Here is a 26,707-nt window from a genome sequence, read left to right as displayed (position 1 = left end):
CTTTTCGTTGTGCCCGGTTCCCGGGCGACTAGGCGATCACGCCGTCGACCAGCTTCTTCGCCTCGGCCTGGACCTGCGCGAGGTGCTCGTCGCCCCGGAAGGACTCCGCGTAGATCTTGTAGACGTCCTCGGTCCCGGAGGGGCGGGCGGCGAACCAGGCGTTTTCGGTGGTCACCTTCAGCCCGCCGATGGCCGCACCGTTGCCGGGTGCCTCGGTCAGCTTGGCGGTGATCTCCTCCCCCGCGAGCGTCGTCGCGGTGACGTCCGAGGCCGACAGTTTGCCCAGCGCGGCCTTCTGCTCGCGGGTCGCGGCGGCGTCGATCCGGGCGTACGACGGCGCGCCGAACTCCGCGGTCAGTTCGCCGTACCGCTGGCTGGGGGACTTGCCGGTGACGGCCTGGATCTCGGACGCGAGCAGGGCCAGCAGGATGCCGTCCTTGTCCGTGGTCCAGGGGGTGCCGTCGAAGCGCACGAAGCTGGCCCCGGCCGACTCCTCGCCGCCGAACACGCCGGTTCCGTCCAGCAGGCCCGGCACGAACCACTTGAAGCCGACGGGCACCTCCACCAGCTCGCGTCCGAGCGATGCGGCGACCCGGTCGATCATCGACGAGCTCACCAGCGTCTTGCCGACACCGGCGCCGGAGGGCCACTGCGGTCGGTTGCGGTAGAGGTAGTCGATGGCCACGGCGAGGTAGTGGTTGGGGTTCATCAGGCCGGCGTCCGGGGTGACGATGCCGTGGCGGTCCGCATCGGCGTCGTTGCCGGTCGCGATGTCGTACAGGTCCCCGCCGTCGCGCACCTTGCCGATCAGCGAGGCCATGGCCGAGGGCGAGGAGCAGTCCATGCGGATCTTCCCGTCCCAGTCCAAGGTCATGAACGCAAAGCGGGGATCCACCTCGGGGTTGACCACGGTCAGGTCCAGGCGGTGGCGCTCGGCGATGGCGGCCCAGTAGTCCACGGAGGCGCCGCCCATCGGGTCCGCGCCGATGCGCACGCCGGCGTTGCGGATGGCGTCGATGTCCAGCACCGAGGGCAGGTCGTCGACGTAGCCGGCGAGGAAATCGAAGGTCCCGACCGATTCGGCGGCCTTGGCCCGCGCCAGCGGGATGCGCTTGACGCCCTTGAGGCCGGCCTCGAGCAGTTCGTTGGCGCGGCTTGCGATCCAGCCCGTGGCGTCGGAGTCGGCGGGTCCTCCGTGCGGCGGGTTGTACTTGAAGCCGCCGTCGCTGGGCGGGTTGTGGGAGGGGGTGATGACGATGCCGTCGGCCCGTGCGGCGCCGCCGTCGCGGTTGTGGGCCAGGATCGCGTGGCTTAGCGCCGGCGTCGGGGTCCAGGCGTCGCGCGCGTCCAAGAGGACCCGGACGCCGTTGGCCGCCAACACCTCCAGGGCGGTGTCCTGCGCCGGGTCCGAGAGCGCGTGGGTGTCCTTGCCGACGAAGATCGGGCCGGTGATGCCCTGGCCGGTCCGGTATTCCACGATCGCCTGGGTTATGGCCGCGATGTGGTTCTCGTTGAACGAGCCGTTCAGGGATTTTCCGCGGTGTCCCGACGTGCCGAAGGCGACGCGCTGCACGGGATCGGACGGATCCGGAATGATGTCGAAGTACGCGCCGCGCACCGCATCGACGTCGATCAGGTCCTGGGGGAGGGCTACTGTGCCCGCTCGGTTCGCCATGGGTACAGCTTTACAGATTCGCCGCCGAAGTCGGAGGTGTGCGGGAACATTTCGCCATCCTAGAATGGGTTCGTACAGCGGGGACGAACAGCGAGGACGCGGGGACCATGGGCAACGAGCAACAACGGCCGTTCAACGATCCGAGCCACCCCTCCTGGTACTCGGAACCGGGAGGTCCCGCGCCGCAGAATCCGTACGCCGCCCAGGCGCCGCAGCAGCAGGCCCATCCCGGCGTCTACCCCGGCGCGTATCCGGCCGCGGAACCGAAGACGCTGAGCATCGTCGCGCTGGTGTTGGGCATCGTTGGGCTCGTAACCGGCGGGTTCCTCCTCCTTCCGCAGATCGGCGCGATCGTCGTCGGGCACATCGCCCTGCGCCGGGAGCCCGAGGGCCGCGGCATGGCGATCGCCGGGCTGGTCCTCGGCTACCTCGTCGTGGTCCTGGGGCTCGTGCTCCTGCTGCTGCTCGTGCTCTTCCTGCCGGTCATGTCCGCCATGTCCGGGGACTTCACCTAGCCGCTTCGAGCTGCGCCGCCAGTCCCAGCAGCCCGGCCTCGGCGCCGGCGCGGCCGATCAGCTGCACCCCCATCGACAGTCCCGCCCCGGTGGACAGCGTGGGCAGGACGATGGCCGGCACGCCGGCCACATTCACGATCGACGTGAACGGCGTGTACTGGCACTGCAGGCGGTAGTCGTCGTCCGGGGGATGCGAGTTGTAGTGGCCGATCGGGCGGGGCGTCTGCGCCAGGGCCGGCGTCAGCACGGCGTCGTACCGTCCCCATTGCGCGCGCGAGTCCTCGGCGATGCGGCGCAGGATGCGCGCGGCGGACGCCTTCTGAGCGTCGGGGCGCGCGATCGCCCGATCGCGGAAGGAGCGCGTAAACCGCGTCAGGTGCGGCTCGCCGGCCCGCGGGATCCGCGCCTCGGCCAGCCCCGCGGTCCAGATGGCCTGGAACGCCGGCGCATAGCGGTTGTCGTAGCGGATCTCCGCCTCCTCCACGTGGTGGCCGGCCCGTTCCAACAGCACGACGCCGGCATCCAGCGCCGCCGCGGCCGCCGGGGAGAGCGCGATCTCGTAGTGCGACGCGAAGGGCGAGTGCGTGGAGACTCCGATGCGCAGCGCACGCCCGCCGCCCGGATCGGCCGCGAGCGCCGCGGCCAGGAACGCGCCGTCCGTGCCCCCGACCATGGAGTCCAGGAGCAGGCCCGCGTCCGCGGCGTTGCGCGCGATCGGCCCCGAGGCGACGAACCGCGGCGCGCCCCAGGCGTCGACGGAGCCGTTGGCCAGGTCCGCCGGAACCGTGCCCAGGCCCGGTTTCAGGCCCACCAGGCCACACGCGGCGGCCGGGATGCGAACCGAACCGCCGCCGTCGTTCCCGGGGGCGAAGGGCAACATTCCGGCGGCGACGGCGGCCGCGCTCCCGCCGGAGGAACCGCCCGGCGACAGGCGCGGATCCAGCGGATTGCGCGCCGGAGGGGCGATGCGGTTTTCCGAGTAGCAGTTGAGCCCGAACTCCGGAATCTGCGTTTTTCCCAGGCTCAGGGCGCCGTCGGCGTGCACCCGGGACACCAGCGGATGGTCGGTCTCCGCGGGGACGTGGGGGAGTGCGGCGGTCCCGTAGGTGGTGGGGACCCCGGCGACCTCCCAGAGGTCCTTCCAAGCGAGCGGCATGCCGAGCAGCGGCGGCGTTTCGGCCCCGTCGCGCCGGGCGGCAGCGAGGGCGGCGTCGGCCCGGTCCGCGTCCCGGAGCGCGCGCTCGCCGGTGACGGTCGTGAAGCTGCCGAGGCGGGGGTTGAGCTCGGCGATCCGCGCGAGGTAGTGCTCGGCGGCCTCGCGGGCGGACAGGGCGCCGGAGGCGAGCAGGCCGCGCAACTCGAGCGCGGTGTGGGGGTGTGGGTATGGATCCATGGTCTACCGGTGCCCGCCGCGTGGGCTGATCGGACCCCTTCATGTTGAGTTCCGGCCGTTTCCCCCACTATAGGCTGGGGTGGTTGGGGAGGATCCCACCGAAAGGATGAAAATGAGCGAGTTCGAGACCGTCGAGGTCAACCAGATTCCCGAGGGCGCCGCCGTGTTGGACGTGCGCGAGGACTACGAGTGGGTCGAGGGCCACGCCAAGGGCGCGCTCCACATTCCGATGGCGGAGATCCCCACGCGGCTGGACGAGTTGGATCCCGACGAGGACACCTACGTGATCTGCCGCACCGGCGGCCGTTCGGCGCAGGTCGCGGCGTTCCTCGTGGGTCAGGGGTACACCGCCTTCAACATCGCCGGCGGCTCCGGGGCGTGGCTGGAGGCCGGGCTTCCGATGGAGAGCGACAACGGGCAGGAGCCCAACGTCCGATGATCTACACGTACCTGGGGCCGTCCGGAACCTTCACGGAGTCAGCGCTCCTGCAGGTCCCCGGCGCCGACGGCGCCGAGCGCGTGCCGGCGTCGAGCGTGAACGCCGCGCTGGAGAACGTGCGCTCCGGGGCCGCCGACGCAGCCATGGTGCCGATCGAGAACTCGGTGGAGGGCGGGGTGTCCGCCACGCTGGACGCCATCGCGACCGGCGTCGCGCTGCAGATCGTCGGCGAGGTCCTGGTGCCGATCACGTTCGACCTCGTGGTGCGCGAAGGCATCGACTCGCTCGAGGAAATCCGCACGGTCGCGACCCACGGGCACGCCTGGGCCCAGTGCCGCAACTGGGCGGGCGCGAACATGCCCAAGGCGGAGTTCGTCCCGGCATCGTCGACGGCGGCCGGCGCCCTGGCGCTGCTGGAACCGGGCCACGGGTACGACGCCGCGATCTGCTCGCCGCTGGTCGCCCGCCAGAATCCGCTGAAGGTCCTGCGGTCGGGGGTCGAGGACAACCGGGACGCGGTCACGCGCTTCGTGCTGGTCCGCCGGCCGGGCGCGTTGCCGGCGCCCACGGGATCGGACAAGACCACGGTGGTGATCCCGCTGCCGGAGGACCACCCGGGTGCGCTGATGGGCATCCTCGAGCAGTTCGCGGCGCGCGGCGTGAACCTCAGCCGGATCGAGTCCCGCCCCACCGGCGCGGGGCTGGGGTCCTACTTCTTCTCCGTGGACGCGGACGGGCACATCGACGAGGCCCGGATGTCCGACGCCCTCGCGGGACTGCACCGCATCAGTCCGGCGATCCGCTACCTCGGGTCCTATCCGAGCGCCCAGCCGGAGGCCGCCGTCTCGCGCCCCTCGGTGGCGCGGCACAACACGGACGGGGCGTTCGCGCAGGCGCGCGACTGGGTCGACGCGCTGCGGTCGCGGCTGCCCGAATAGCTCCGGACCCGGCCGCCGATGCCGCTAGGGCACCCGGATGCTCAGGGCCTTCGGGAGCACCTCGACGGTCAGCGCGGTGACGTCTCCGGTGGTGTCGCCGTCGAGCTGTGAACTGATGGGGTCCGCGGCCGAGATGCGGACCTTGCGGGCCTGGTAGTAGTCGATCACCGGGATCCCGCGGCGGTGCCGGAGCGCGGTTTTCGCCGCGATCCACACCCATCCGACGACGGAGCGCGGGCTCATCACCACGAGGTCCAGTTTCCCGTCGTCGACCACGGCGTCGGGAACCAGGTCCAGGCCGCCCTGCAGCTTGCCGCAGTTCGCGACGATGACCGAGCGGATCTTGCGCGTCTGCTCCGGGCCGTCGTCGATGGAAATGGTGACGTTGCGGCGCTGGCCGGGCAGGTGCCGCATGCCCGCCTCGGCGTAGGCCAGGGGGCCGACCTTGGCCTTGAGGTCGTCGTTCGTGTCGCTCATCATGTCGGCGTCGAATCCGATCCCCGCCATCACCAGGAAGACGTTCTCACCGGTGCTTCCGTCCGTGCGCTCCAGCACGATCCGCACGGCGTCGATCGAACGGGACCGCCCGTGCAGGGCGACGCGCAGGGCGTTGTCCATGTCCTCGACGTTGAAGTCCAGGTTCCGGGCCAGCAGGTTCCCCGTGCCCAGGGGCAGGAGCGCCATCGTGGCCCCGGTGCCAGCGAGGACCTCGGCGACCTCGCGGACCGTTCCGTCGCCGCCCGCGGCGATCACCAGCGTGCAGCCCTTCTCCAGCGCCTCGACGGTCATCGCGTGGCCCGGGTCCTCCACGGTGGTCTCCAGAATGAGCGGTTCGGAGAACCCGACGCCGGCGCAGGCGGCCTTGACGGCCAGGATCGCGTCGCTGGCCCCCAACTTGGACGGATTGACGACCATCGCGACCTTCTGCAGCGGCACCGAGTGGCCGATCGATCCGGCGATGGCGGGGGCGTCCTCGATCTCGCTGATCCGGCCCTTGAGCCGGCGCACGGAGTAGAGGCTGGTCCCGGCGATCACGAGCGTCGCGGCAACGAGGAGGAGGACGAGGATCTCTAGGGTCATAGTGCTCCCACATTAGCCGCCTTCTGTACCCTGTACTGGTGATCGACGTTAAAGAACTCGCAGAGAATCCCGACAAGTTCCGCGCCTCCCAGCGCTTCCGCGGCGCCGACGAATCGGTGGTCGACGCCATCGTGTCAGCGGACGCCGCGCGCCGTGAATCGATCACCTCCTACGAGAACCTCCGGGCCGAGCAGAACGCCTTCGGGAAGCGCGTGGCCCAGGCCAAGGGCGAGGAGAAGCAGGCGCTGCTGGCCGAGGTGCGCGGGCTTTCGGCCCGCGTCAAGTCGGCCCAGGCCGCCTCGGACGCCGCCCAGGAGGAACTCACGTCCCTGCAGCGCTCGGTCCCGAACCTCATCCAGGACGGCGCCCCCGCCGGTGGCGAGGACGACTTCACCGTGGTGAAGACGGTCGGGATTCCGCGCGACTTCGCCGCCGAGGGCTTCGAGCCGCGCGACCACCTGGAGCTGGGGGAGCTGCTGGGCGCCATCGACATGGAGCGCGGCGCGAAGGTCTCCGGGTCCCGCTTCTACTTCCTGCGCGGCGTCGGCGCCCGCCTGGAGATCGCGCTGATGAACATGGCGCTGGACCAGGCCGTCTCCAACGGCTTCATCCCGATGATCACGCCCACCCTGGTGCGTCCGGAGACCATGCAGGGCACGGGCTTCGACGTGGCGCACGACGACGAGATCTACCGTCTCGAGCGGGACAACCTGTATCTCACGGGCACCTCGGAGGTGGCCCTCGCCGGGTACCATGCCGACGAGATCATCGACCTGGCCGCCGGGCCCACGCGCTATGCCGGCTGGAGCTCCTGCTACCGCCGCGAGGCCGGCTCCGCGGGCAAGGACACCCGCGGCATCATCCGCGTGCACCAGTTCAACAAGCTGGAGATGTTCGTCTACTGCTCCCAGGAGGACGCGGCGGCCGAGCACGGGCGGCTGCTGGCCTGGGAAGAGGAGATGCTGGCCAAGGTCGAGCTCCCGTACCGGGTCATCGACACGGCCGCTGGCGACCTGGGCATGAGCGCCGCGCGGAAGTTCGACTGCGAGGCGTGGGTCCCCACGCAGGACGCCTACCGCGAGCTGACGTCGACGTCGAACTGCACCACGTTCCAGGCGCGCCGCCTCAACATCCGCGAGCGCGAGTTCGACGCCGAGGGCAAGCCGGGGCGCACGCGCCCGGTCGCGACGCTGAACGGGACGCTCGCCACCACCCGGTGGATCGTGGCGATCCTCGAGCACCACCAGAACGCGGACGGGACCGTCAACGTGCCCGCCGCGCTCCGCCCCTACCTGGGCGGCATGGAGGTCCTGCCGCTCGTTTGACCCGTCGGGCGGGGCCGCGACGCCGCGGATACCCACATTGTGGGTTTCCTGTGGATATTCACGGGCAGTTCACCTCCCGCGTGATGCGCGTTATGTCGCTTTGACGGGGTGGAGTGGTTCACTGGGTTAATGACACTCGCGATGAACACCGGCACCGAAGACCGGTTCGAAACCCAAAACAAGAAGATGGTCTGCCTCGACGTCGACGGCACCCTCGTGAACCACGAGGGACACATGTCCCAGGCGGTGCGGACCGCGGCGCGCGCCGTCGTCGATGCCGGCCACGAGGTGGTCGTCTCCACCGGACGCTCCCTGGGGGCCACGCTGCCGATCCTCGAGCTGCTCGACATCCACACGGGGTACGCCGTGTGCTGCAACGGAGGCGTCACCGTGCGCCTGGACCCCACGCTCGAGGACCGCTTCGAGGTGATCGACCGCAAGACCTTCGACCCGGCTCCGGCTTTGATGGCCCTGCGCGAGGCCCTTCCGGCGGCCAAGTACGCTCTGGAGGACAACGCGGGGAATTTCCTGTCCACGGAGCGTTTCCAGGACGCGAGCTTCGGGGTGGTGGCGACGGGCGTGCCCTTTGAGGACCTGCTGGCAGCGACGGCCGTCCGGCTCGTGGTGTTCTCCACGGACTCGACCGCGGAGGAGTTCGGCGAGGCGGTCGAAGCCATCGGGCTGCACGGCGTGACCTACTCGGTCGGCTGGACGGCGTGGCTGGACATCGCGGCGGACGGGGTCAACAAGGCCAGCGGCATCGAGGTGCTGCGCGAGAGCCTGGGCATCGCCCCCGAAGACACCGTGGCCGTCGGCGACGGGCGGAACGACATCGAAATGCTCGCGTGGGCGGGCCGCGGCGTCGCGATGGGCCAGGCCCCCGACGAGGTCAAGGCGGCGGCCGACGAAATCGCCGCGGGCGTGGATGACGACGGCCTGGAGGCCGTCCTGCGGAGCCTGCTCTAATCCGCGTCCGGGCCGCTGTCCCTAGGCTCCGAACAGGCCGATCACGAGGCACATCGCCAGGACCGTCACGAGTTCGTGGGCGCAGTTGAGCACCGTCAATCCCGCCGGGCGACCCTCGAAGGCGTCGTGCGTGGTGAAGCGGGCGGCCGTGAAGCCGGCCCACAGGATGATGCCGGTCACGAAGGTGTTGCCCAGGAAGCTGCCGCCGTAGAACTCGTGGGCGATCGAGGCCGACCCCGCGAGCACCCAGGCGGTGATCGCGCTGACCACGAGGGTGACGAGGATCGGCCGGATCGCGTCCCTGGAATTCCCGCTCGGCGTGACCTCGGCGGTCTTCATCCAGTAGTTCCCGAACACCTTGGGCGTGTACCAGACGGAGCCGATGACCATCGTGGACAGTGTGGCGACGACGACCGCCAAGACGTTGATTTCGGGGACCGTGACCTGCTCCTCGTTTGCTTCGGCCCGGTGTGCGGGGCGCCGGTAATCCGGTGCTGACTAGAGTGTAAGGACAGCGGGGCCGGCGACCAGGCCGAGGAGCCGGGCGGCGGCGGGACGGCATGCCCATTCCTCGTTCCAGTGGGACCGGACCACCGCCTTGGAGACCGCCTGGGTGGTGACGCCCAGTTCGTCGGCGATGGCGCGCTGTTGCCCCCTGACGCCGGGAACCATGAAGTCCAGGACGGCCCACTCGGCGTCGGTCCGCGTGGACACGATTTGCCCGATCAGCCGCAGCACGGCCTGCGCCTCCGCGGCGACCTCCGTGTCAGGCCCGGCGACCGCCAGCGGAACCCGCTCGCCCGTCTTCCGGGCGCGGTCCACCGCCCGGCGCGCGTAGACGAGTCCGAACCCCTCGGCATGTGCGATCTCCTCGGGGAGCGGGACGTGGAGGGAGCCGACGCCGATGCCCACGTGCCAGCGACGCGTGCGGAGCGCGATCATGGCGGCTTCAACGGCGGTCCCCGGCTCGGCCACCACCCCGATGGCCTCGTCGCCCACGGAGCGTTGGAAGGGGATGGCCGCGGGCAGGTGGCCGAGGCCGGCGACGAGTTCGTCGACCCGGTCCCCGACCTCGCGCGAGTCGCGCTGGTTGATGGTCAGGACGTACATGCCACCAGTATGCCGCTCAGCAACCCTATTCGGTTGATTTCCCCACACCCTTACCCCACGTCATCCCCGCCCCCCACCACCCGAAGTAGACAAAACCCCGGTTAACGCGGCGTGGTAATGTCCACTTCGCGGGGTGGGGTGGGCGGGTCGCGCAGGGTGCGGGATGCGACGCCGGGAAGTTCTACGACGGTCCAGCGCAGGAAGAACTGCGTGAGCGGACCAATCAGCAGCGCGTACAGCACCGTTCCCACGCCGACGATCCCGCCCATGAGCCAGCCCAGGCCCAAAACCGAGAGCTCGAGCACGGTCCGGACCAACCGCAGGCTGAGGCCCGTGCGCAGGTGAAGACCCGTCATCAGGCCGTCGCGCGGTCCAGGCCCCAACTGGCTTCCGATGTACAGTCCACCGCCCAGGGCGTTGAGCACCAACGCGGCGGCGAACAGCACCCACTGCGCGGGCCACGCGGCCACGGGCGGGATCAGCGCCAAACCGACGTCGGTCGCCACGCCGATCCACACCACGTTGGCGATCGTGCCCACGCCCGGCCATTGGCGCAGGGGGATCCACAGCAGCAGGACCAGGAAGCCGACGAGCACGACGACGGTCCCGAGCGTGAGCGGCAGCTTGGTGGCAATCCCGTAGTGGAACACGCCCCAGGGCTCCAGGCCGAGGCTCGCGCGCACGAAGGCAGCCATGGCGAGGCCGAAGAGGGAGAGTCCGACGAACAATCGCACGAGCCGACCGGGAAGCCGTCCCGCCCGGAGCTGTTCGAGCGGCGTCAGCGCCAGGAGTTTGGGATTGGGGGAAGGGGCCATAGGTCCATCATCCCGTTAACAACAAACCCCCGCGAAGTGGACATCACCGCGGGTAAGTAACCGGCGGTAATGTCCACTTCGCGGGGGCGCGGGGGTGAGGGAGGAACGGGGGTTAGCGGCCCTGGGGATCGTCTTCCTCGGACTCCTCGCCGACCTTGGCGAAGCGCTCGATCGAGCGTGCCAGTTCGGCCTCGGCGGCCTCGCGGCCCTCCCAGCCGTCGGCCTTGACCCACTTGCCGGGCTCCAGGTCCTTGTAGCGCAGGAAGAAGTGCTCGATTTCCTGGATCAGCCAGGCGTCGATGTCCTCGAGTTCCCGGATGTGGTCGAAGCGCTTGTCGGCCGGGACGCAGATCAGCTTGGCGTCGCCGCCGCCGTCGTCGGTCATGTTGAAGACGCCGATCGGGCGGGACTCGACGAGCACGCCCGGGATGAGGTCGACGCCGGGGATCCAGACCAGCGCGTCCAGCGGGTCGCCGTCCTCGCCGAGGGTGTCCTCGAAGTAGCCGTAGTGCGTGGGGTACTGCATCGACGTGAACAGCACGCGGTCCAGGCGCAGGCGGTGCGTTTCGTGGTCGATTTCGTACTTGACGCGCGATCCGGACGGGATCTCGATGGTGACGTCGTGGCTCATCTGAGTCTCCTCGACTTTCGGTGTCTTGGGGGCGGCCCGGCCATGGGGATGCCGTCGCGCCGTCTAGTCTTAAGGTGCTGTGCACAGCGTATATTGCGGCGCGGCGCAACAACTATTTCTAGGAGTGCGCATGAACAGGGGCCCGCGCGTGCTCACGTCGCTGTTGTTCGTCGCGGTGCTCGGCTCGCTCCTCGGCGCCATCACCCTCAACCTGCTGCCGGCCTTCGATCCCGCGGACGCGCCGACAGAGGCCGCCTCCCCCGCCGTGGCGCCCGCGCGGACCGTGCCGGCGCCGTCCGTCCCGCCCGCCTCGCTCACCGCGCTTCCCCCCGTGGGCGACCGCGCGCCGGTTCCCGGCGCCGCGAAGGTCAAGGCCGCGCTGGACAAGGCACTGAAGGCCGACGGCGGAGCGCGGTTCTCCGCGTCCGTCGCCGACGTGTCCAGCGGCGCCGTGCTGTACGACCGCGGCGGCAAGGCCCCGATGGTGCCGGCCTCGAGCCTGAAGATCGCCACCGCCGCCGCGGCACTGTCCGAACTCGGCGCCGACACCACGCTCCGGACGTCCGTGGTGCGCGGGGAGGGGAACGCGTTGTTCCTCGTGGGGGGCGGCGACGTGCTGCTGGGTGCAGGCGCGTCCGGCACGGGCGTGGTCGGCCGCGCCGGTTTGGCGACGCTCGCCGAACGCACCGCCGACGCCTTGCTGGAGGGCGCGGCGCAGGGCGCCGGATCCGCCGTGACCCTGCGCGTGTTCCTGGACGACTCGCTGTTTACGGGGGCGGCGGTCAACCCCGTGTGGGACGCGTCCCTCGTGGAGACCTCCAACATCACCGCGGTCGGCCCCATCGCGCTCTACAGCGCGCGGAAGGACGCGAAGCCGAACAGTCCGCGCGTCAAGGATCCCGCACGGCGGGCGGCCAGCGTCTTCCGGGCGCTGCTGGCCGCGGAGCTCGCCGACCGCAAGGCCACGGTCGCCGCCGCGCCGACCGTGGCCAAGCCCGTGGGTCGGGCGGCCGCGCCCCAGGGCGCGCGGGAACTCGCCGCCGTCGAGTCGGCTCCGCTGCGGGACCAGCTGCGCCACATGGGCGTGGAATCTGACAACTACGTGGCGGAGGCCATGGGGCGCCTGGTGGCCATCGAGGCGGGGAAGCCCGCAACGTTCGGGGGCGCCACGCAGGCCGTGCGGGAGGCCGTCGGGCGGCTCGGGGTGGATACCGTCGGCATGTCCCTTGCGGACACGTCGGGGCTCTCGGACGCGAACCGCGTCAGCCCGGCGCAACTCGTCGCCACGCTGCGCGCGGCCGGCGCCTCCAACAACCCGGACCTGCGGGACCTCACCTACCTGCTGCCGGTCGCGGGCGCCACGGGAACGCTCTCCGGACGCTTGGACGGCGACTCCACCCAGGGGCTGGTGCGGGCCAAGACCGGCACGCTCACCGGCCTCGTCACTCTGACCGGGACCGTGGTCACGGCCGACGGCCGCCTGCTGGCGTTCTCCTTCTTTGCACGCGACATCCCCGGTTCGCTGGGGCCCGCCCGCGCGGCACTGGACCGCGCGGCGACGGTTCTCGCCGGGTGCGGTTGCCGCTGACCCGCATCGGCCTTCGACGAAATCCGGCCGGTTCCACAGCCTTCCGTGATCTGATGGTCACATGGAAACCTCCACCACACCCGTCCGGCTGATCAACTGGGAACTGGCCGCTGGAACGGCCGCGCGCCTTTCGACGCCGGGCCCGAAGCTGACGCCCGCAGAGGCGGCCGACGTCGTTGCCGACCTCCGCCGGCACGCCGACGAGTCGGTCGGCCACGTCCACCGCATCACGGGGCTCGAGGCGGCGCGCGACCTGCGCGATTCGCAGGTGCTGATCGTGGACCGCGCATCATGGGCGCGCGCGAACGTACACAGCTTCGAGGCGCTGCTCGAGCCCGTCCTGCGGCGGCTGGCCGAGACGAAGCGGGACCAGCTCGACGCCGGATCGGTCGCCGTCGGCGCGACCGTCACCGGCGCGGAAATGGGCAGCATCCTCGCGTTCCTCTCCTCCAAGGTCCTCGGACAATACGATCCCTTCGCGGCTCTGATGCGGGCCGGCATCGCCCCCGGCGGGAGGCTGCTCCTGGTGGCCCCGAACATCGTCGAAATCGAGCGCGAACTCAACGTGGAACCGGCGGACTTCCGGTTGTGGGTCTGCCTCCACGAACAGACGCACCGGGTCCAATTCGCGTCGGCGCCGTGGCTGCGCGACCACCTGCGCGAGAGCATCGGCCAGCTCACCGGGGGCCTCTTCGACAAGGCCGACGGGTTCGGTGACCGCCTCAGGGCAGCGGCCCGCGCGGCGGTCGAGTCGCGCGTCGGGCGCGACCGTCGCGACGAAGGAACGACGCCGGAGCCCGGCTCCGGCGCGGGCCTGCTCTCGGTGATCCAGGACCCCGAGGACCGCGCCGTCATGAGCCACCTGACGGCGGTCATGAGCCTCCTCGAGGGCCACGCGAACGTGGTCATGGACGCCGTCGACGCCTCGATCGTTCCGTCCGTGAAGACCATCCGCCAGCGTTTCAACGACCGCGGCGCCAACCGCGGTGCACTGGAGACGTGGTTGCGCCGCTTCCTCGGCATGGAGGCCAAGATGCGCCAGTACGCGGACGGCCAGCGGTTCGTCTCCGCCGTGGTGAGGCGGATCGGCATGGACGGCTTCAACGTGGTGTGGGAGGGGCCGGAGAACCTCCCGACGGAACGCGAGCTGCACCATCCGGACGAGTGGATCTCCCGGGTGGCGGGCATCGAACCGAGCTCCTCCTAACGGTGGGCGGCAAGCTCCCGCCGGTGCTGGCCACGGCCCGCAATGCCGTGCGCGCGGCGCTGCGGGACGCGGTGGGCGCCACCGGCCGGCCCGGGAAAAGCGCCGCCGCCGGCGACCTGTACCTGGTGGCGTGCAGCGGCGGAGCGGATTCGCTGGCCCTCGCGGCGACCGCGGCCTTCCTCGGACGGAAGGGCGGGCTCCGCGCCGGCGCCGTCGTCGTCGACCACGGGCTGCAGGCCGGCAGCGCCGCCGTCGCGGCGCGGGCGGTGGAACAGGCCAGGGCCCTGGGGCTGGATCCCGTCCTCCTCGAGCGGTCCGCCGTGGGCGGCAACGGCTCGGAGGACGACGCCCGCCGGGCTCGCTACGCGGCGTTCGATTCCGCGGCGGACCACGCGGGCGCCGCCGGAATCCTGCTCGGCCACACGCTCGACGACCAGGCCGAACAGGTGCTCCTGGGGCTGGCCCGCGGCTCCGGTACGCGCTCCCTGTCCGGGATGCCGCGCGCCCGCGGACGGTACCTCCGGCCGTTCCTGGGCCTGCGCCGCGCCGACACGGAAGCGATCTGCGCGCACGAGCGCCTGGACTACTGGAGCGATCCGACCAACACCGAGCGCCGCGCGGCACGCAACCGCGTCCGCCTGGACGTCCTGCCTGCGCTGGAAACGGCGCTCGGTCCCGGGGCGGCGGAGGCGCTGGCGCGCACCGCCGAACTCGCGCGCGAGGACGCCGACTACCTCGACCACCTATGCGCGGCCGCGCTGCGCGAAGTCCTGGACGCCGCACCCGGGGTGCCCGACGGCGTCGGCCTCCCCGTCGCCTCCCTGTTGGCTCTCGATCCGGCGCTGCGGCGCCGCGTGCTGCGCTCCGCCGTCGTGCTGGCCGGCGGGGAACCGCCCGCGTTCGAGCGCGTGCGGGCGCTGGGGCTGCTGCTGGAGGGATCGGATTCGGCCGGGCCGGTCCAGCTCGCGGGGCCGGTCGCCGCCTTCCGCGCCCGGCTGCGGGGGAACGACGGCGTGGCGTCGCCCACACTCGTGCTGGTTCCCGGCGCGGACCCGCGCCGCCCGCGCGGCTGATCCGCCCGGCGTCGTTCCCCACCGGCGCCCGCGCTGTGGCACCCTAGGAAGCGAGTAGCGCATCCCCCACCGCCCCTCCGCACGGGCAGCAACGATCAGGAGCCATTCGTGGATTCGAACGACGTCACCGCAGACCTCCAGCACGTCCTCTACACGCGGGAGGAGATCCAGCAGAAGATCGACGAGCTGGCCGCCCGGATCGACGCGGACTACGAGGGCCGGGACATCCTGGTGGTCGGGGTCCTGAAGGGCGCGGTGATGGTCATGGCCGACCTCGTGCGCGCCCTCCACTCGCACGTGACGATGGACTGGATGGCCGTCTCCTCCTACGGCTCCGGGACGCAGTCCTCCGGCGTCGTGCGGATCCTCAAGGACCTGGACACCGACCTCATGGGCAAGCACGTCCTGATCGTCGAGGACATCATCGACTCCGGACTGACGCTTTCCTGGCTCAAGGCCAACCTGGTGTCCCGCGGGCCCGCCTCCGTGGAGATCTGCACCCTGCTGCGCAAGCCCGAGGCCGCCAAGGTGGAGATCGACGTCAAATACGTCGGCATGGATATCCCGAACGAGTTCGTGGTCGGCTACGGCCTGGACTTCGACGAGAAGTACCGCAACCTGGACTTCATCGGAACCCTCGCGCCGCACGTCTACGCGTAGCGGCGCCGCCACGGCTACGCCCTGAGGGAACTTTCGCGGCCCGCCATGCGTGAAATCCCACGGGAGTGCGATGCTGGAAGGCAACGCATTGCCGTGAGAGCATTCCGCGCGCCCGGGGTCCAGCCCCGGCCTGCGCGGACCGGTGCGGCGCCCAAGCGCCGCGTGGTTCGACCAGAAGGGACGGGGGACAGGGCCCCCAACGCATGAACGTCAAGAAAATCCTCAACAGTTGGGTCATTTGGGTACTGGTGGGCGCCGTGGCGCTGCTGGTCTTCCTGCCGTCGCTCACCTCCGGCAACACCGGACGCGTCGACACGAGCGTCGGGCTCCAGCTTCTGGCGGAGAACAAGGCCAGCGAGGCGAAGATCTTCGACGGCGACCAGCGCGTGGACCTCTCGCTCAAGGAGAGCTTCACCCTCGACGGCGTCGACAAGGGCGAGAAGGTCTCCTTCTTCTACTCCAACGCGCGCGCCGAGGACGTCGTCCAGGCGATGAACGACGCCGACCTCGACGGGTTCACCGACCAGCCCGTGGAGAACAACTGGTTCCTGAGCATGCTCGGAATCCTCATCCCGTTCATCCTCATCGCCCTGCTCTTCTGGTTCCTGCTCTCGCGCGCCCAGGGCGGCGGATCCAAGGTCATGCAGTTCGGCAAGTCCAAGGCCAAGCTCATCACCAAGGACATGCCGCAGGTGACCTTCGTGGACGTCGCCGGCGCCGAAGAGGCCGTCGAGGAGCTCCACGAGATCAAGGAGTTCCTGCAGGAGCCCGCCAAGTTCCAGGCCGTCGGGGCGAAGATCCCCAAGGGCGTCCTGCTCTACGGCCCCCCGGGAACCGGCAAGACGCTGCTGGCGCGCGCGGTCGCCGGCGAGGCGGGCGTGCCGTTCTACTCGATCTCCGGCTCCGACTTCGTCGAGATGTTCGTCGGCGTGGGCGCGTCCCGCGTGCGCGACCTCTTCGAGCAGGCCAAGAACAACGCCCCCGCCATCATCTTCGTCGACGAGATCGACGCCGTCGGGCGCCACCGCGGCGCCGGCGTGGGCGGCGGCAACGACGAGCGCGAGCAGACGCTGAACCAGCTCCTCGTGGAGATGGACGGATTCGGCGTGAACACCAACGTCATCCTCATCGCGGCCACCAACCGCCCGGACGTCCTGGATCCGGCCCTGTTGCGCCCGGGACGCTTCGACCGGCAGATCCCGGTGGAGGCGCCGGACTTCGTGGGACGCGAACAGATCCTGCGCGTCCACGCCCAGGGAAAGCCGATGGCGGAGAACGTCGACCTCCGCGCCGTGGCCAAGAAGACCCCCGGCTACACCGGCGCGGACCTGGCCAACGTGCTCAACGAGGCCGCCCTGCTCACGGCACGCTCCAACGCCCAGCTCGTGGACGACCGCGCCCTGGACGAGGCCATCGACCGCGTCATGGCGGGACCGCAGAAGCGTTCGCGCCTCATGAAGGAACACGAGCGCAAGATCACCGCCTACCACGAGGGTGGACACGCGCTCGTCGCGGCGGCGATGCGCCATTCCGCCCCGGTCACGAAAATCACGATCCTTCCCCGCGGTCGGGCGTTGGGCTACACGATGGTGGTGCCGGATGACGACAAGTACTCGATCACGCGCAACGAGCTCCTGGACCAGCTCGCCTACGCCATGGGCGGCCGCGTGGCCGAGGAGATCATCTTCCACGATCCGTCCACCGGCGCGTCCAACGATATCGAGAAGGCGACGGGCACCGCACGCAAGATGGTCACCCAGTACGGGATGAGCGAGCGGATCGGTTCGGTCAAGCTCGGCTCCGGCGGCGGGGAGCCGTTCCTCGGCCGCGACGCCGGGCACGACCGCGACTACTCGGAGCGCATCGCCGCCATCGTCGACGAGGAGGTCCGCGCGCTGATCGACGCGGCCCACGACGAGGCCTACGCGGTGCTGACGGAGAACCGCCACGTGCTCGACCGCCTGGCCCTGGCCCTGTTGGAGCGCGAGACGCTGAACCAGAAGGACCTGGTGGAGGTCTTCGCGGACATCGTCAAACGCCCGGAGCGCGAGGTCTGGCTCTCCAAGGACAGCCGCCCCGTCCACGCCGAGGGCCCCATCATGTCCCCGGTCGAGCTGCGCCAGCAGGCGGAGGGACGCGCCGCGCGAGAGAGCGAGGGCCATTCGGACGTCGTCGTGGACCCGGGAAGCGGGCCGGAACTCCCGGGCGGCCACCCGGGCCCGGACAGCGGGAACGACGGCGGATTCGGCCCCGGCCGGGGCAGCGGCCCGGACGGCGGCGGCCTGCCCGTGCCGGACCGCGGTTAGCCCGGGCAAGCTAGGATCGGAACCGTGACGGACATCGACGAAGAGTACACAGACGCGCCCGCGGCGGCCGTGGACCAGGGACGCATCGCGCGCGCGGTGCGGGAGATCCTCGAGGCCATCGGCGAGGATCCGGACCGCGACGGCCTCAAGGAAACGCCCGCCCGGGTGGCCAAGGCGTACGCCGAGTTCTTCTCCGGCCTGCACATGGACCCCGCCGATCTGCTTGCCACCACGTTCGACATCGAGCACGACGAACTCGTCCTGGTCAAGGACATCCCGTTCTACTCCACCTGCGAACACCACCTCGTCCCCTTCCACGGCACGGCGCACATCGGCTACATCCCCGGGCGGGACGGCAAGGTGACCGGCCTGAGCAAACTGGCGCGGCTCGTCGAGCTGTACGCGCGCCGTCCCCAGGTGCAGGAGCGCCTGACCACCCAGATCGTCGAAGCGCTGATGAGCCACCTCGAGCCGCGCGGCGCGATCGTCGTCGTCGAATGCGAACACCTGTGCATGTCCATGCGGGGCGTCCGGAAGCCCGGAGCCAAGACCGTCACCAGCGCCGTCCGCGGCCAGCTGCGTGAGCCGGCGACCCGCGCCGAGGCCATGGGCCTCATTCTCGGAAAGTAGGAACCATGTCCCTCGGAGCAATCCCCGGAACCGGCCCCGCAACCTCCCCCCTTCCCGTCATCCGTCCCGTCAAGGCGCCGAAGCGGTTCGCCGACCTGCCCACCGGACGCACGCTGGTCATGGGCATCCTGAACGTCACCGAGGACTCCTTCAGCGACGGCGGCCGCTACGTGCGCGCCGACGACGCGATCGGCCACGGGCTGCGCATGCTCTACGCCGGCGCGGACATCATCGACGTCGGCGGGGAGTCCACCCACCCCGGGGCGGACTTCGTCTCCCCCGAGGACGAGCGGAACCGGGTGCTGCCGGTGATCAAGGCCCTCGTGAAGGCCGGCGCGATCGTCTCCATCGACACCATGCACACCTCCACGGCACGGGCCGCGCTGGACGCCGGGGCGCACATCGTCAACGACGTCTCGGGCCTCACCCACGAGCCGGACATGCCGGCGCTGATCGCCGAGCGCAAGGTCCCGTACGTGCTCATGCACCGCCGCGGAGACGCCCAGACGATGGTCACGGAGGCCAACTACACCGACGTCGTCGCGGAGGTCCTCGCCGAACTCACCGAACTGCGCGACCGCTTCCTGGCCGCCGGCGTTCCGGCGTCGTCGATCGTCCTCGACCCGGGACTGGGCTTCGCCAAGGCCCCCGAACACAACTGGGCGCTGCTGCGCGCGACGCACAAGCTGTCGGCCCTCGGCCACCCCGTGCTGATCGGCACGTCCCGCAAGCGCTTCCTCGGGTCGCTGCTCGCGGAGGCCGGAAAGCCCGCGCCGCCGGCCGAGCGCGACGTCGCCACCGCCGCCACCAGCGCGCTGGCCGCCGCCGCGGGCGCCTGGTGCGTGCGCGTGCACGACGTCGAGTCCACGCTCGACGCCGTGAAGGTCGCCACCGCGTGGGCGAACCCCGCACTCGTCCCGGCCGGAACCGGGGCCTAGCCATGGCCGCAGGCGCCGCCCCCCGCGACACCATTGCGGTCAGCGGCATCACCGCCATCGGGCACCACGGCGTCTTCGAGCACGAGAAGCGGGACGGCCAGCCGTTCGTCGTCGACGTCGTGCTGCACACCGACATCCGCCCGGCGGCCGCCTCGGACGACCTCGCGGACACCGCCAACTACGGGGCACTCGCGGAGACAGTCGCCGGGGTCGTGGCCTCCGGCCCCTTCGACCTCATCGAGAAGCTGGCGGAGGAACTGGCCGCCCGGGTGCTGGCGGACTTCGCGGTCGACGCCGTCGGCATCACCGTCCACAAGCCGCAGGCGCCCATCCCGGTGCCGTTCGGCGACGTCGCCATCACCATCCACCGGGAGCGCCCGTGACCTCCGGGAGCGCCGCGCCGATCGTGGCCGTGCTCGCCCTGGGCAGCAACCAGGGGAAGCGGGGTGAGACGCTGCTAAGCGCCGTCGCCGAGATCGCCGACGGCGACGCGGTCACCCTGCGCCGGGTGTCCCCGGTGGTGCAGACCCATGCGGTCGGGGGGCCGGCAGGCCAGCCCGACTTCCTGAACATGGTCATCGAGGTGGAGACCACGCTGGCCCCGCTGGCCCTCCTGCGCCATTGCCAGGACGTCGAACGGCGGCACCACCGCGTGCGCGACGTCCGCTGGGGACCGCGAACGCTGGACATCGACATCATCACCTACGGGGACCACGCCATCGACTGCGAGGAACTGACGGTCCCGCATCCCCGGGCGGCCGAGCGCGCGTTCGTGCTCCAGCCGTGGTCCCGGATGGACCCGGATGCCACGCTCGGGGGCGTGGCGGTGGCGGAACTGGCCGGCAGGGCGCCCGACGCCGACGGGTTGCGGCCCTACCGGCCCGAAGGGGACGGCTGAGCGTTGATGAGCACCATCAGGCCCCTCTGGCTCCTGGCGATCTGCCTCGGCGCGGCATTGGCCGGGTGGATCGGGCAATGGCTGGCCTCGACCAACGGACTGCCCGCTCCGGTGCTCCACTGGACCTCGCTGATCACCATGGGCGCCGGAATCCTGATCACGCTCGGATTCGGGCTGCGGGTCCGGCGCTACCAACAGGGCAAGCTCCGCCGGATGCTGGATCCGCTTCAGGCCGCCCGCACCCTGGTCCTCGCGCAGGCCACGGCCTACGCCGGGGCGCTGATCGCCGGCTGGCACCTGGGTATCCTCGTGGACCTGATGGCCGCCAGCGGGCTGCGCACCGGCTCCTCCACATCGTCCCTGGTGATGATGGGAGCGGCCGTCGCAATGGTTATTGTGGGATGGGCGGTTGAGCAATTCTGCAAGCTGCCGCCGGACGACCCGTCCGCACCCGACGCGAACGCGCGCGACAGTGAGGAAAACGAAGGGTATGCCCCAGGAACCAGTTGATCCCGCCGGTATTCAGTGGCGGAGGGTTTCCCCGAAGTACGCGCGGGTCCGGATCATCGGCTCGCTGGTCGGTTTCCTTGTCGCCCTCGTGCTCCTCGGCGTCCCCCTGGCGCTTCGGCTCTCGGGGATCTGGCCGGCCTATCCGCTGTGGCTCGCATGGGGCGTGCCCGCCGCCGTCGTGGGGCTGGAGATCGTCTCCCTGATCCTGATTCCGCGGCAGGTGCGTGCCATCGGCTACGCCGAACGCGAGAACGACCTGTTGGTGCGTTCGGGCCTCCTTTTCCAGAAGGTCCTTGTGGTCCCGTACGGCCGCATGCAGTACGTGGATGTCGCCGTCGGCCCGATCGACCGCCAGCTGGGACTGTGCAGGGTACAGCTGCACACCGCCTCGACGAGCGCGACCGCCGAGATCCCGGGGCTGCCCGCCGCCGAGGGCACCCGGCTGCGCGAGCAGCTGTCGGCCCGCGGCGAGGCCAGGCTGGCGGGACTGTGAGCGAGCCGGAGGTCCCCTGGTACCGGGTGCACCCCGTGTCGCCGCTGGTCCGCGGCTGGATCGCGGTGCTGGCGTTCGCCTATTTCTGGGGCCAAAACTGGCTCGAGGACATCTTCGCCCAGGGCCAGGCCTCGGAGGGCGCGTCGGGGCGCTGGCAGTTCACACCGGATCTGCTGGTGACCATTGCGGTGGGCCTGGGGGTCCTGGTGCTGATCGTGTTGGGATTCTTTCTGTCCTGGTGGTTCACCCGGTACCAGATCACCGAACGCCACGTGAACGTCAACTCCGGCATCGTGTTCCGGCAGCAACGGCAGGCGCGCATCGACCGCGTCCAGGCCATCGACATCGCCCAGCCGTTGATCGCGCGCGTCTTCGGGCTGGCCGAGCTGAAATTCGAGGTGGCCGACGCCGGCGAGACCGCCATGAGCCTCGCCTTCCTCAAGCTCGACGACGCCAAGCGGCTGCGCAACACCATCCTGGCCCGCGCCGCGGGACTCGAGACGGATGCCACGGCTCCGTCCGAGGACGCGCCGGAGGCTCCGGAGACGGTGGTCGCGGTGGTTCCGGCGGGCCGACTGGTCGGATCGGTCCTGCTCAGCCCGTGGGTGTGGATCACGGCGCTGGTCCTGGTCGGTGGGCTACTCGCCATGCGGATCACCGATGGCGCGTTCTCGGTGTTCTTCCTCCTTCCGTTCCTCCTCGGCGTCGTCCCCGCCACGTGGGGGCAGTTCAGCCAGGGCTACAACTTCCGGGCCGGCGTGGCCGCGGACGGACTGCGCCTGAGCTACGGCCTGCTCGACACCCGGCACCAGACCGTCCCGCCGGGCCGGGTGCAAGCCATCCAGATCAGCCAGGGCGTCGTGTGGCGGCTGTTCGGTTGGCACAAGGTGGTGGTCAACGTGGCGGGCTACGGGAACGCGGGCGGTGACGGCGCCTCGCGTTCCACGCTGTTGCCGGTGGGCACACGGGAGGACGTGCTGAACGTACTTGCCGTGGTGCTCCCGGACCCCGGAACCGAGAACCCGCTGGCGCTGATCGACGCAGGAATCGGCGGGAGGGGTCCCGAGGCGGGTTTCACCAACACCCCGCGTGGCGCCCGCCTGCTGGCGCCGCTGGCCTGGCGAAGGCAGGGGTTCGCGGTCACCGGGACGGCCCTGCTGGCGCGTTCCGGCGTGCTCGTCAAACGGCTGGTCCTGGTTCCCCACGAACGCACGCAGGGACTGGTGCTCAGCCAGGGGCCGCTGGCGCGGCGCTTCGGCGTCTGCGACGTCCAATTCGCCACCACCAGTGGTCCGGTGGACCCGTGCGTGGTGCAGACTGACGTCGAATCCGGACGCGCGTTGTTCCTGGAACAGGCCCACCGCGCGGCAACGGCCCGCCACCTGCGGGACCGCGACCACTGGCTGGAAGGCGAGAACCATGAATAAGCCCGGCCGCCTGGGCGTAGGCGTCATCGGCGCCGGCAAGGTGGGCGCCGTACTCGGCGCGGCCCTGCGCGCCGCCGAACACGGGGTTGTGGGCGTCCACGCCGTCTCGGAGGACTCGCGCGAACGTGCTGACGCGCTGCTGCCCGGGGTGCCGATCCTGCCGATCCCCGAAATCCTCCGCCGTGCCGAACTGGTGTTGATCGCGGTGCCGGACGACGCCCTGGGTCCCCTGGTCAAGGGCCTCGCGGACGCCGGGCACTGGCAGGCGGGCCAACTCGTCGTCCACACCGCGGGACGCTACGGCGTCGGGATCCTCGAACCGGCGCGCGCCGCCGGCGCCATTCCGCTGGCCATCCACCCGGCCATGAGCTTCACCGGGCTCAGCCTGGACCTGACGCGACTGCGGGACTGCATGTTCGGGGTGACGGCCGATCGCATGATGCTGCCCATCGCGCAGGCCCTCGTGGTGGAGATGGGTGCGGAGCCCGCCGTTGTCGAGGAAAAGGACCGCGGCCTCTACCACGCGGCGCTCGCGCACGCCTCGAACCACCTCGTGACCGTCGCCGGACAGTCGTCCGAACTGTTGCGCGCCGTGGGCATCGACCGGCCGGACCGCGTCCTGGGGCCGCTGATGCGCGCCTCGCTGGAGAACGCCCTGTCCACGGGGGAGGGCGCGCTCACCGGCCCGGTCGCCCGCGGCGACGTCGGAACGGTGTCCATCCATCGCCAGGCGCTGGCCCAGGAGGAGGTCCCGCCCGACGTGCGGGAGGCGTACCTGGCCATGGCCCGCGCCACGGCCCAGCGCGCGGTGGCGCGCGGCCTGCTCAGCGACGCCCGGGCCGCGGCGATCCTCGACGCCCTCGCGTAGGGCACCGGGCGGCGGGACTAGACTCTTGGCGTGAGTACCGCAGAGCCCGCGACCCCGCCGAGGATCGTCCGCACCGTCTCCGAGCTGAAGAACGCCTCGCGCGCGCTGCTCGAGTCCTCGCTGGACCAGCCCGGAAAGCCCCGGCGGCTGGCCCTCGTGCCCACGATGGGTGCGCTGCACGCCGGCCACCAGCGACTCGTCCGCGCCGCGCGCGAGGAGAACGACGTCGTCGTCGTGTCCGTCTTCGTCAATCGGCTCCAGTTCAACGACGAGGCCGACTTCGAGCGGTATCCCCGGACGCTGGAGAACGACGTCGAGCTGCTCGCCGAATCCGGCGCGGACCTCGTGTTCGCGCCCGAGGAGTCGGAGGTCTACCCGGACGGAGCGCCGCTCGTCGCGGTCTCCAGCGGCGCTTTGGGCGCCAAGTTCGAGGGCGCCTCGCGGCCCGGGCACTTCGACGGCGTGCTGGCCGTCGTGGCCAAACTCCTGCATTACGGGGCCGCCCCGCTGAACACGGCGGTCGCCGTCCACTACAGCGTGTACTTCGGGCAGAAGGACGCGCAGCAGCTGGCCATCATCCGGCGGATGGTCGCGGACCTCGCCTATCCCGTCCAGATCCGCGCCGTGCCGATCGTCCGGTCGCCGGAGGGGCTCGCCCTCTCGAGCCGGAACCGGTTCCTTTCCGCCCCGGAGGCCGACGCCGCGCTGGTGCTGTCCCGCGCGCTGACGCTGATGCGCGAGCGCGCCGACGCGCACCAGGCGCTGCGGCCCGAGGACGCCGAGGCGCTGATCCGCAGCCAGCCGCTCGTCGATCTCGACTACTTCGAGGTCGTGGATCCCGCGACGCTCGAGCCGCTGGCGTTCAACTGCCGCGAGACCCCCTTCACGGGCGAGGCCCTGGCGCTGGTGGCGGCCCGCGTCGGTTCCGTGCGCCTGATCGACAACCTGCCGCTGGGAACCGCCGGCTCCTAGCGGTCAGCGCACCGAATCGGGCGGCCACGGCCCCTCGCCCAGCGTGCGGACGGTGGTGGCAAGCATCCCGCGGCCCTGCCGCTCGAAGGCGGCGTCGCCCCGCTCGTGTGCCCAGACGACCGTTCCGAGCGACTGCAGGACGTTGTCCAGCATCCATCCGGCGCTGCGGGGCGGCGCGGAAGGTCCGCCGTAGCCCTCCAGCAAGGCCGACCGCAGATCCCCGCGGCCCGCGAGCTCCTGGTGTTCGAGTCGCACCAGATCCGTGTACCAGGGCCGCAGATCCGCGCGGCCGAAGTCGATGAGCGCCACCCGTCCGTCCGGACGGACCAGCCAGTTGCGCGGCTGGAAGTCGCCGTGGGTGGGGACCAGCTCCACCGGCGACGGCGCGAAGTTCCGCAGCCACCGCGCCAACGTCTCCAGTTCCTCCGCCGGGGCCAGGCCGCGCGAACGCTCCACCAGGTTCGCGCTGCGCCGGACCATGGCGGCCTCGTAGCGGGTGGAGGCGCGCTCCCCGCCGAAAGCTCCCCGGTGCAGGTGCGCCAACAGGGAACCGGCCTGTCTAAACACGTCCGGGTCCCCCGCCGCGGGGGAGCCCAGGGCGATGTGTCCGGGCAGGTGGCGCGTCACCAAAAGCCCGGCCCGCCCGTCGTACAGGACCAGTTCCGGGGCATTCCCGGCCAGTGGGCCCAGCCAGGTCCGGTGTGCGCGGGCCTCCCGCACGATGTGGTGCGAATCCTCCGCGGCCTTGAGGATGTAGCGTCCGCCGCCGGCGACGAACTCCAAGACCGTGGCGCCCGTCGGCCAACTGTGGTCCGCGGCCACGGCCATGCCGGGGAAGGCCGCGGCCAGGACCGTCTCCTGCCGCGGCGTCAACGAGCCGTGGATCCGCCCGCCGGGAACGCGGGGGATCACCAGCGCGCCGCGGCGTCCCGCAGGTGGGTGCGGAAGCGCGCGAGGTCGGCCACGACGTCGGCGGCCGTTTCCCCGGCGCGGGTCATGGCGGCGGACTGGCCGGCGTAGACGGGCGCCGTGGCCGTGTCCCCGCCCGCGCGGGCGAATTCCATCTCCGCGGTGATCTCCGGGTGCTCCGCCAACTCCCGCTCCAGGCCCTCTTCGTCGGCGGCCCACCGCGCGCTGAACGCGTTGCCCAGCGCGCGGCCCCCGTATTCCCTCGGCCACGGGATGCGCTGGGCGATGTCGAAGGCCCGGGTGTAGACCGTGTCGTCGAGGCCCGCGGCGGAGATGGCCTCCTTGGCGCGCGCGTGGCTGAGCGACTCGACGCACGCCGCGAACCGGGTGCCCACCCAGGCGGCCTGCGCGCCGGCTCCCAGCGCGGCGGCCACGCCCCGCGCCGTCGCGATGCCACCGGCAGCGACCACCGGCTTGTCGGTCGAGTCGAGGGCGAGCTGGAGCAACGGCAGCGTGGCGACGTCGTTGCGGCCGTGTCCGCCGCCCTCGCTTCCACGACACACCACGACGTCGATGTCGTCCTCCAGCGCCCGGCCGAGTTCGGCGCCGGTACCGACCTGCATGGCGGTGAGTACCCCCGCCTCCCGCGCCAGGGCGGCCGCCGGCCCGGGGTCGCCGAAACTCACGCAGACGAGGCCGGGCCGGGCTTCCAACGCGGCACGCAGCGGGTCGAGCGATTTCTCCAGGACCCAGGCCATGAGTCCGACCCCCCACGCGCCGCCGGACTCGCGCGCCCGGGCCGACTCCGCCGAGATCCACTCCGCCGTCGCCCCGCCGCCGATGCCGACCATGCCGAGCGCGCCCGCCCGCGAGACGGCCGCGGCCAAACGTCCGCCGGCCGCCCCCGCCATGGGGGCGTTGACCAGTGGTTCGGACAGGCCCAGGCGGGCGGCGAGATCGTGGCGTTCGGCTGCGGGGGACGGGGGCGTCGATGCGCGTTGTGGGGACATGCGTCAAGTCTAGGATTAGGTGTGACGCAGGGCTCAAAAACCCGTGGTGCGCCGTGGCGTCTCCAGAGGGGGCCTGAGGGGGCTGGATCCCAGCGTGGGCAAGGATTTTCCGGGGAGAGCCCGCGATTTGGCGCGGGGGCGGATCGCGTGTAAAGTTTTCTGAGTCGCCGGGACGAGGACAGCGGAAACGCTGAAGATCGCAGGCGGCCAAACCCTACAAAATCAGTCCAAAATGGACCGGAGCGCTCTGCGCCCGGAACTCGGATTGAGGGAAAGCGCATCGTAGTCGCAGCGAGCCGGAAACGGTGGATTTGCGAAGCGACACGCAGTA

At 71.0% G+C, this 26,707-nt stretch carries 28 protein-coding genes; 19 read left to right on the top strand and 9 right to left on the bottom strand.

Annotated features, from left to right (window positions below; genetic code table 11):
* Window positions 1-28 precede the first annotated feature (28 nt).
* Window positions 29-1,675, bottom strand: a complete 1,647-nt coding sequence (pgm, locus tag ACHAAJ_RS14165) for a phosphoglucomutase (alpha-D-glucose-1,6-bisphosphate-dependent) (protein WP_435728857.1) — start codon at window positions 1,673-1,675, stop codon at window positions 29-31.
* A 107-nt stretch (window positions 1,676-1,782) separates the two neighbouring features.
* Between pgm and ACHAAJ_RS14160 the strand changes: the two genes are divergently transcribed.
* On the top strand, window positions 1,783-2,190 hold the full coding sequence (locus ACHAAJ_RS14160) for a DUF4190 domain-containing protein (protein ID WP_435728855.1): 408 nt from the start codon (window positions 1,783-1,785) through the stop codon (window positions 2,188-2,190).
* Here the strand turns inward: ACHAAJ_RS14160 and ACHAAJ_RS14155 are convergent.
* Window positions 2,183-3,583: an amidase gene (locus ACHAAJ_RS14155; protein ID WP_435728853.1), complete on the bottom strand. Its 1,401-nt coding sequence runs from the start codon at window positions 3,581-3,583 to the stop codon at window positions 2,183-2,185. The two genes, ACHAAJ_RS14160 and ACHAAJ_RS14155, sit on opposite strands and share 8 nt — an antisense overlap.
* 112 nt (window positions 3,584-3,695) lie before the next feature.
* On the opposite strand from ACHAAJ_RS14155, the gene ACHAAJ_RS14150 reads away from it, so the two are divergent.
* Window positions 3,696-4,022, top strand: coding sequence for a rhodanese-like domain-containing protein (locus ACHAAJ_RS14150; RefSeq protein WP_435728852.1), 327 nt, complete (start codon window positions 3,696-3,698; stop codon window positions 4,020-4,022).
* Entirely contained in the window at window positions 4,019-4,960 is a 942-nt protein-coding gene (gene pheA / locus ACHAAJ_RS14145) for a prephenate dehydratase (protein WP_435728850.1), read from the top strand. Before ACHAAJ_RS14150 ends, pheA begins: the two co-directional genes overlap by 4 nt.
* A gap of 24 nt (window positions 4,961-4,984) precedes the next feature.
* Here the strand turns inward: pheA and ACHAAJ_RS14140 are convergent, their stop codons facing one another.
* A complete protein-coding gene (locus ACHAAJ_RS14140; protein ID WP_435728848.1) occupies window positions 4,985-6,040 on the bottom strand; it encodes a diacylglycerol/lipid kinase family protein in 1,056 nt (351 codons plus the stop codon).
* 38 nt (window positions 6,041-6,078) lie between these two features.
* Between ACHAAJ_RS14140 and serS the strand changes: the two genes are divergently transcribed.
* Together serS and ACHAAJ_RS14130 are read left to right on the top strand one after the other, a co-directional pair.
* A complete protein-coding gene (gene serS / locus ACHAAJ_RS14135) occupies window positions 6,079-7,365 on the top strand; it encodes a serine--tRNA ligase (protein WP_435728846.1) in 1,287 nt (428 codons plus the stop codon).
* 129 nt (window positions 7,366-7,494) lie between these two features.
* Window positions 7,495-8,331: an HAD family hydrolase gene (locus tag ACHAAJ_RS14130; RefSeq protein WP_435728845.1), complete on the top strand. Its 837-nt coding sequence runs from the start codon at window positions 7,495-7,497 to the stop codon at window positions 8,329-8,331.
* 21 nt (window positions 8,332-8,352) lie between these two features.
* Here ACHAAJ_RS14130 and ACHAAJ_RS14125 read toward each other — a convergent pair whose 3' ends face one another.
* From ACHAAJ_RS14125 to ACHAAJ_RS14110, 4 genes are all read right to left on the bottom strand, one after another.
* Window positions 8,353-8,760: a DUF1761 domain-containing protein gene (locus ACHAAJ_RS14125; RefSeq protein WP_435728876.1), complete on the bottom strand. Its 408-nt coding sequence runs from the start codon at window positions 8,758-8,760 to the stop codon at window positions 8,353-8,355.
* Between the two features lie 69 nt (window positions 8,761-8,829).
* Window positions 8,830-9,441, bottom strand: coding sequence for a hypothetical protein (locus ACHAAJ_RS14120; protein ID WP_435728843.1), 612 nt, complete (start codon window positions 9,439-9,441; stop codon window positions 8,830-8,832).
* Window positions 9,442-9,542: 101 nt separating this feature from the next.
* A complete protein-coding gene (yczE, locus tag ACHAAJ_RS14115) occupies window positions 9,543-10,256 on the bottom strand; it encodes a membrane protein YczE (protein ID WP_435728842.1) in 714 nt (237 codons plus the stop codon).
* 112 nt (window positions 10,257-10,368) lie between these two features.
* On the bottom strand, window positions 10,369-10,887 hold the full coding sequence (locus tag ACHAAJ_RS14110) for an inorganic diphosphatase (RefSeq protein WP_435728840.1): 519 nt from the start codon (window positions 10,885-10,887) through the stop codon (window positions 10,369-10,371).
* Between the two features lie 130 nt (window positions 10,888-11,017).
* Here ACHAAJ_RS14110 and dacB point away from each other — a divergent pair, with 130 nt between their 5' ends.
* From dacB to panC, 14 genes are all read left to right on the top strand, one after another.
* The gene (dacB, locus tag ACHAAJ_RS14105) at window positions 11,018-12,475 is read left to right on the top strand and encodes a D-alanyl-D-alanine carboxypeptidase/D-alanyl-D-alanine endopeptidase (protein WP_435728838.1); all 1,458 of its coding nucleotides are present in this window, start codon (window positions 11,018-11,020) and stop codon (window positions 12,473-12,475) included.
* A 61-nt stretch (window positions 12,476-12,536) separates the two neighbouring features.
* Window positions 12,537-13,682 (top strand): zinc-dependent metalloprotease, encoded by a 1,146-nt coding sequence (locus ACHAAJ_RS14100; protein WP_435728836.1) that lies wholly within the window; start codon window positions 12,537-12,539, stop codon window positions 13,680-13,682.
* Complete coding sequence (gene tilS / locus ACHAAJ_RS14095; RefSeq protein ID WP_435728835.1) at window positions 13,640-14,755, top strand: tRNA lysidine(34) synthetase TilS; 1,116 nt, start codon at window positions 13,640-13,642, stop codon at window positions 14,753-14,755. The genes ACHAAJ_RS14100 and tilS overlap by 43 nt, the downstream gene beginning before the upstream one ends.
* Before the next feature lie 108 nt (window positions 14,756-14,863).
* Complete coding sequence (gene hpt / locus ACHAAJ_RS14090) at window positions 14,864-15,415, top strand: hypoxanthine phosphoribosyltransferase (RefSeq protein ID WP_435728834.1); 552 nt, start codon at window positions 14,864-14,866, stop codon at window positions 15,413-15,415.
* A gap of 203 nt (window positions 15,416-15,618) precedes the next feature.
* Complete coding sequence (ftsH, locus tag ACHAAJ_RS14085; protein ID WP_435728832.1) at window positions 15,619-17,721, top strand: ATP-dependent zinc metalloprotease FtsH; 2,103 nt, start codon at window positions 15,619-15,621, stop codon at window positions 17,719-17,721.
* 24 nt (window positions 17,722-17,745) lie between these two features.
* Window positions 17,746-18,351, top strand: coding sequence for a GTP cyclohydrolase I FolE (gene folE / locus ACHAAJ_RS14080; RefSeq protein ID WP_435728831.1), 606 nt, complete (start codon window positions 17,746-17,748; stop codon window positions 18,349-18,351).
* A 5-nt stretch (window positions 18,352-18,356) separates the two neighbouring features.
* Window positions 18,357-19,289 carry a dihydropteroate synthase gene (gene folP / locus ACHAAJ_RS14075; RefSeq protein WP_435728829.1) on the top strand — a complete coding sequence of 311 codons (933 nt, stop codon included), beginning with the start codon at window positions 18,357-18,359 and terminating at the stop codon, window positions 19,287-19,289.
* A gap of 2 nt (window positions 19,290-19,291) precedes the next feature.
* Entirely contained in the window at window positions 19,292-19,672 is a 381-nt protein-coding gene (gene folB / locus ACHAAJ_RS14070; protein ID WP_435728828.1) for a dihydroneopterin aldolase, read from the top strand.
* Window positions 19,669-20,187, top strand: a complete 519-nt coding sequence (gene folK / locus ACHAAJ_RS14065; protein WP_435728826.1) for a 2-amino-4-hydroxy-6-hydroxymethyldihydropteridine diphosphokinase — start codon at window positions 19,669-19,671, stop codon at window positions 20,185-20,187. Before folB ends, folK begins: the two co-directional genes overlap by 4 nt.
* A 6-nt stretch (window positions 20,188-20,193) precedes the next feature.
* On the top strand, window positions 20,194-20,697 hold the full coding sequence (locus tag ACHAAJ_RS14060) for a DUF3180 domain-containing protein (RefSeq protein ID WP_435728824.1): 504 nt from the start codon (window positions 20,194-20,196) through the stop codon (window positions 20,695-20,697).
* The gene (locus ACHAAJ_RS14055) at window positions 20,678-21,190 is read left to right on the top strand and encodes a PH domain-containing protein (RefSeq protein WP_435728823.1); all 513 of its coding nucleotides are present in this window, start codon (window positions 20,678-20,680) and stop codon (window positions 21,188-21,190) included. The genes ACHAAJ_RS14060 and ACHAAJ_RS14055 overlap by 20 nt, the downstream gene beginning before the upstream one ends.
* On the top strand, window positions 21,187-22,617 hold the full coding sequence (locus ACHAAJ_RS14050) for a PH domain-containing protein (protein WP_435728821.1): 1,431 nt from the start codon (window positions 21,187-21,189) through the stop codon (window positions 22,615-22,617). Before ACHAAJ_RS14055 ends, ACHAAJ_RS14050 begins: the two co-directional genes overlap by 4 nt.
* Window positions 22,610-23,485, top strand: a complete 876-nt coding sequence (locus ACHAAJ_RS14045; protein ID WP_435728820.1) for a Rossmann-like and DUF2520 domain-containing protein — start codon at window positions 22,610-22,612, stop codon at window positions 23,483-23,485. The genes ACHAAJ_RS14050 and ACHAAJ_RS14045 overlap by 8 nt, the downstream gene beginning before the upstream one ends.
* Before the next feature lie 30 nt (window positions 23,486-23,515).
* Window positions 23,516-24,457, top strand: a complete 942-nt coding sequence (gene panC / locus ACHAAJ_RS14040) for a pantoate--beta-alanine ligase (RefSeq protein WP_435728818.1) — start codon at window positions 23,516-23,518, stop codon at window positions 24,455-24,457.
* 3 nt (window positions 24,458-24,460) lie between these two features.
* Here the strand turns inward: panC and ACHAAJ_RS14035 are convergent, their stop codons facing one another.
* Entirely contained in the window at window positions 24,461-25,369 is a 909-nt protein-coding gene (locus tag ACHAAJ_RS14035) for a phosphotransferase family protein (protein WP_435728817.1), read from the bottom strand.
* A complete protein-coding gene (locus ACHAAJ_RS14030; RefSeq protein ID WP_435728816.1) occupies window positions 25,366-26,376 on the bottom strand; it encodes an NAD(P)H-dependent flavin oxidoreductase in 1,011 nt (336 codons plus the stop codon). The genes ACHAAJ_RS14035 and ACHAAJ_RS14030 overlap by 4 nt, the downstream gene beginning before the upstream one ends.
* Window positions 26,377-26,707 lie beyond the last annotated feature (331 nt).

Source organism: Arthrobacter arnarulunnguaqae (assembly GCF_051262515.1).
Classification (GTDB): domain Bacteria; phylum Actinomycetota; class Actinomycetes; order Actinomycetales; family Micrococcaceae; genus Arthrobacter_N.
The sequence above is the reverse complement of the archived record's forward strand: the minus strand, read 5'-3'. Positions and strand labels throughout refer to the sequence as shown.

Coding starts and splice junctions, on each gene's coding strand:
- pgm (WP_435728857.1), bottom strand. CDS start 1,675: ATGGCGAACCGAGCGGGCACAGTAGCCCTCCCCCAGGACCTGATCGAC.
- ACHAAJ_RS14160 (WP_435728855.1), top strand. CDS start 1,783: ATGGGCAACGAGCAACAACGGCCGTTCAACGATCCGAGCCACCCCTCC.
- ACHAAJ_RS14155 (WP_435728853.1), bottom strand. CDS start 3,583: ATGGATCCATACCCACACCCCCACACCGCGCTCGAGTTGCGCGGCCTG.
- ACHAAJ_RS14150 (WP_435728852.1), top strand. CDS start 3,696: ATGAGCGAGTTCGAGACCGTCGAGGTCAACCAGATTCCCGAGGGCGCC.
- pheA (WP_435728850.1), top strand. CDS start 4,019: ATGATCTACACGTACCTGGGGCCGTCCGGAACCTTCACGGAGTCAGCG.
- ACHAAJ_RS14140 (WP_435728848.1), bottom strand. CDS start 6,040: ATGACCCTAGAGATCCTCGTCCTCCTCCTCGTTGCCGCGACGCTCGTG.
- ACHAAJ_RS14130 (WP_435728845.1), top strand. CDS start 7,495: ATGACACTCGCGATGAACACCGGCACCGAAGACCGGTTCGAAACCCAA.
- ACHAAJ_RS14120 (WP_435728843.1), bottom strand. CDS start 9,441: ATGTACGTCCTGACCATCAACCAGCGCGACTCGCGCGAGGTCGGGGAC.
- yczE (WP_435728842.1), bottom strand. CDS start 10,256: ATGGCCCCTTCCCCCAATCCCAAACTCCTGGCGCTGACGCCGCTCGAA.
- ACHAAJ_RS14110 (WP_435728840.1), bottom strand. CDS start 10,887: ATGAGCCACGACGTCACCATCGAGATCCCGTCCGGATCGCGCGTCAAG.
- dacB (WP_435728838.1), top strand. CDS start 11,018: ATGAACAGGGGCCCGCGCGTGCTCACGTCGCTGTTGTTCGTCGCGGTG.
- ACHAAJ_RS14100 (WP_435728836.1), top strand. CDS start 12,537: ATGGAAACCTCCACCACACCCGTCCGGCTGATCAACTGGGAACTGGCC.
- ftsH (WP_435728832.1), top strand. CDS start 15,619: ATGAACGTCAAGAAAATCCTCAACAGTTGGGTCATTTGGGTACTGGTG.
- folP (WP_435728829.1), top strand. CDS start 18,357: ATGTCCCTCGGAGCAATCCCCGGAACCGGCCCCGCAACCTCCCCCCTT.
- folB (WP_435728828.1), top strand. CDS start 19,292: ATGGCCGCAGGCGCCGCCCCCCGCGACACCATTGCGGTCAGCGGCATC.
- ACHAAJ_RS14060 (WP_435728824.1), top strand. CDS start 20,194: ATGAGCACCATCAGGCCCCTCTGGCTCCTGGCGATCTGCCTCGGCGCG.
- ACHAAJ_RS14055 (WP_435728823.1), top strand. CDS start 20,678: ATGCCCCAGGAACCAGTTGATCCCGCCGGTATTCAGTGGCGGAGGGTT.
- ACHAAJ_RS14045 (WP_435728820.1), top strand. CDS start 22,610: ATGAATAAGCCCGGCCGCCTGGGCGTAGGCGTCATCGGCGCCGGCAAG.
- ACHAAJ_RS14030 (WP_435728816.1), bottom strand. CDS start 26,376: ATGTCCCCACAACGCGCATCGACGCCCCCGTCCCCCGCAGCCGAACGC.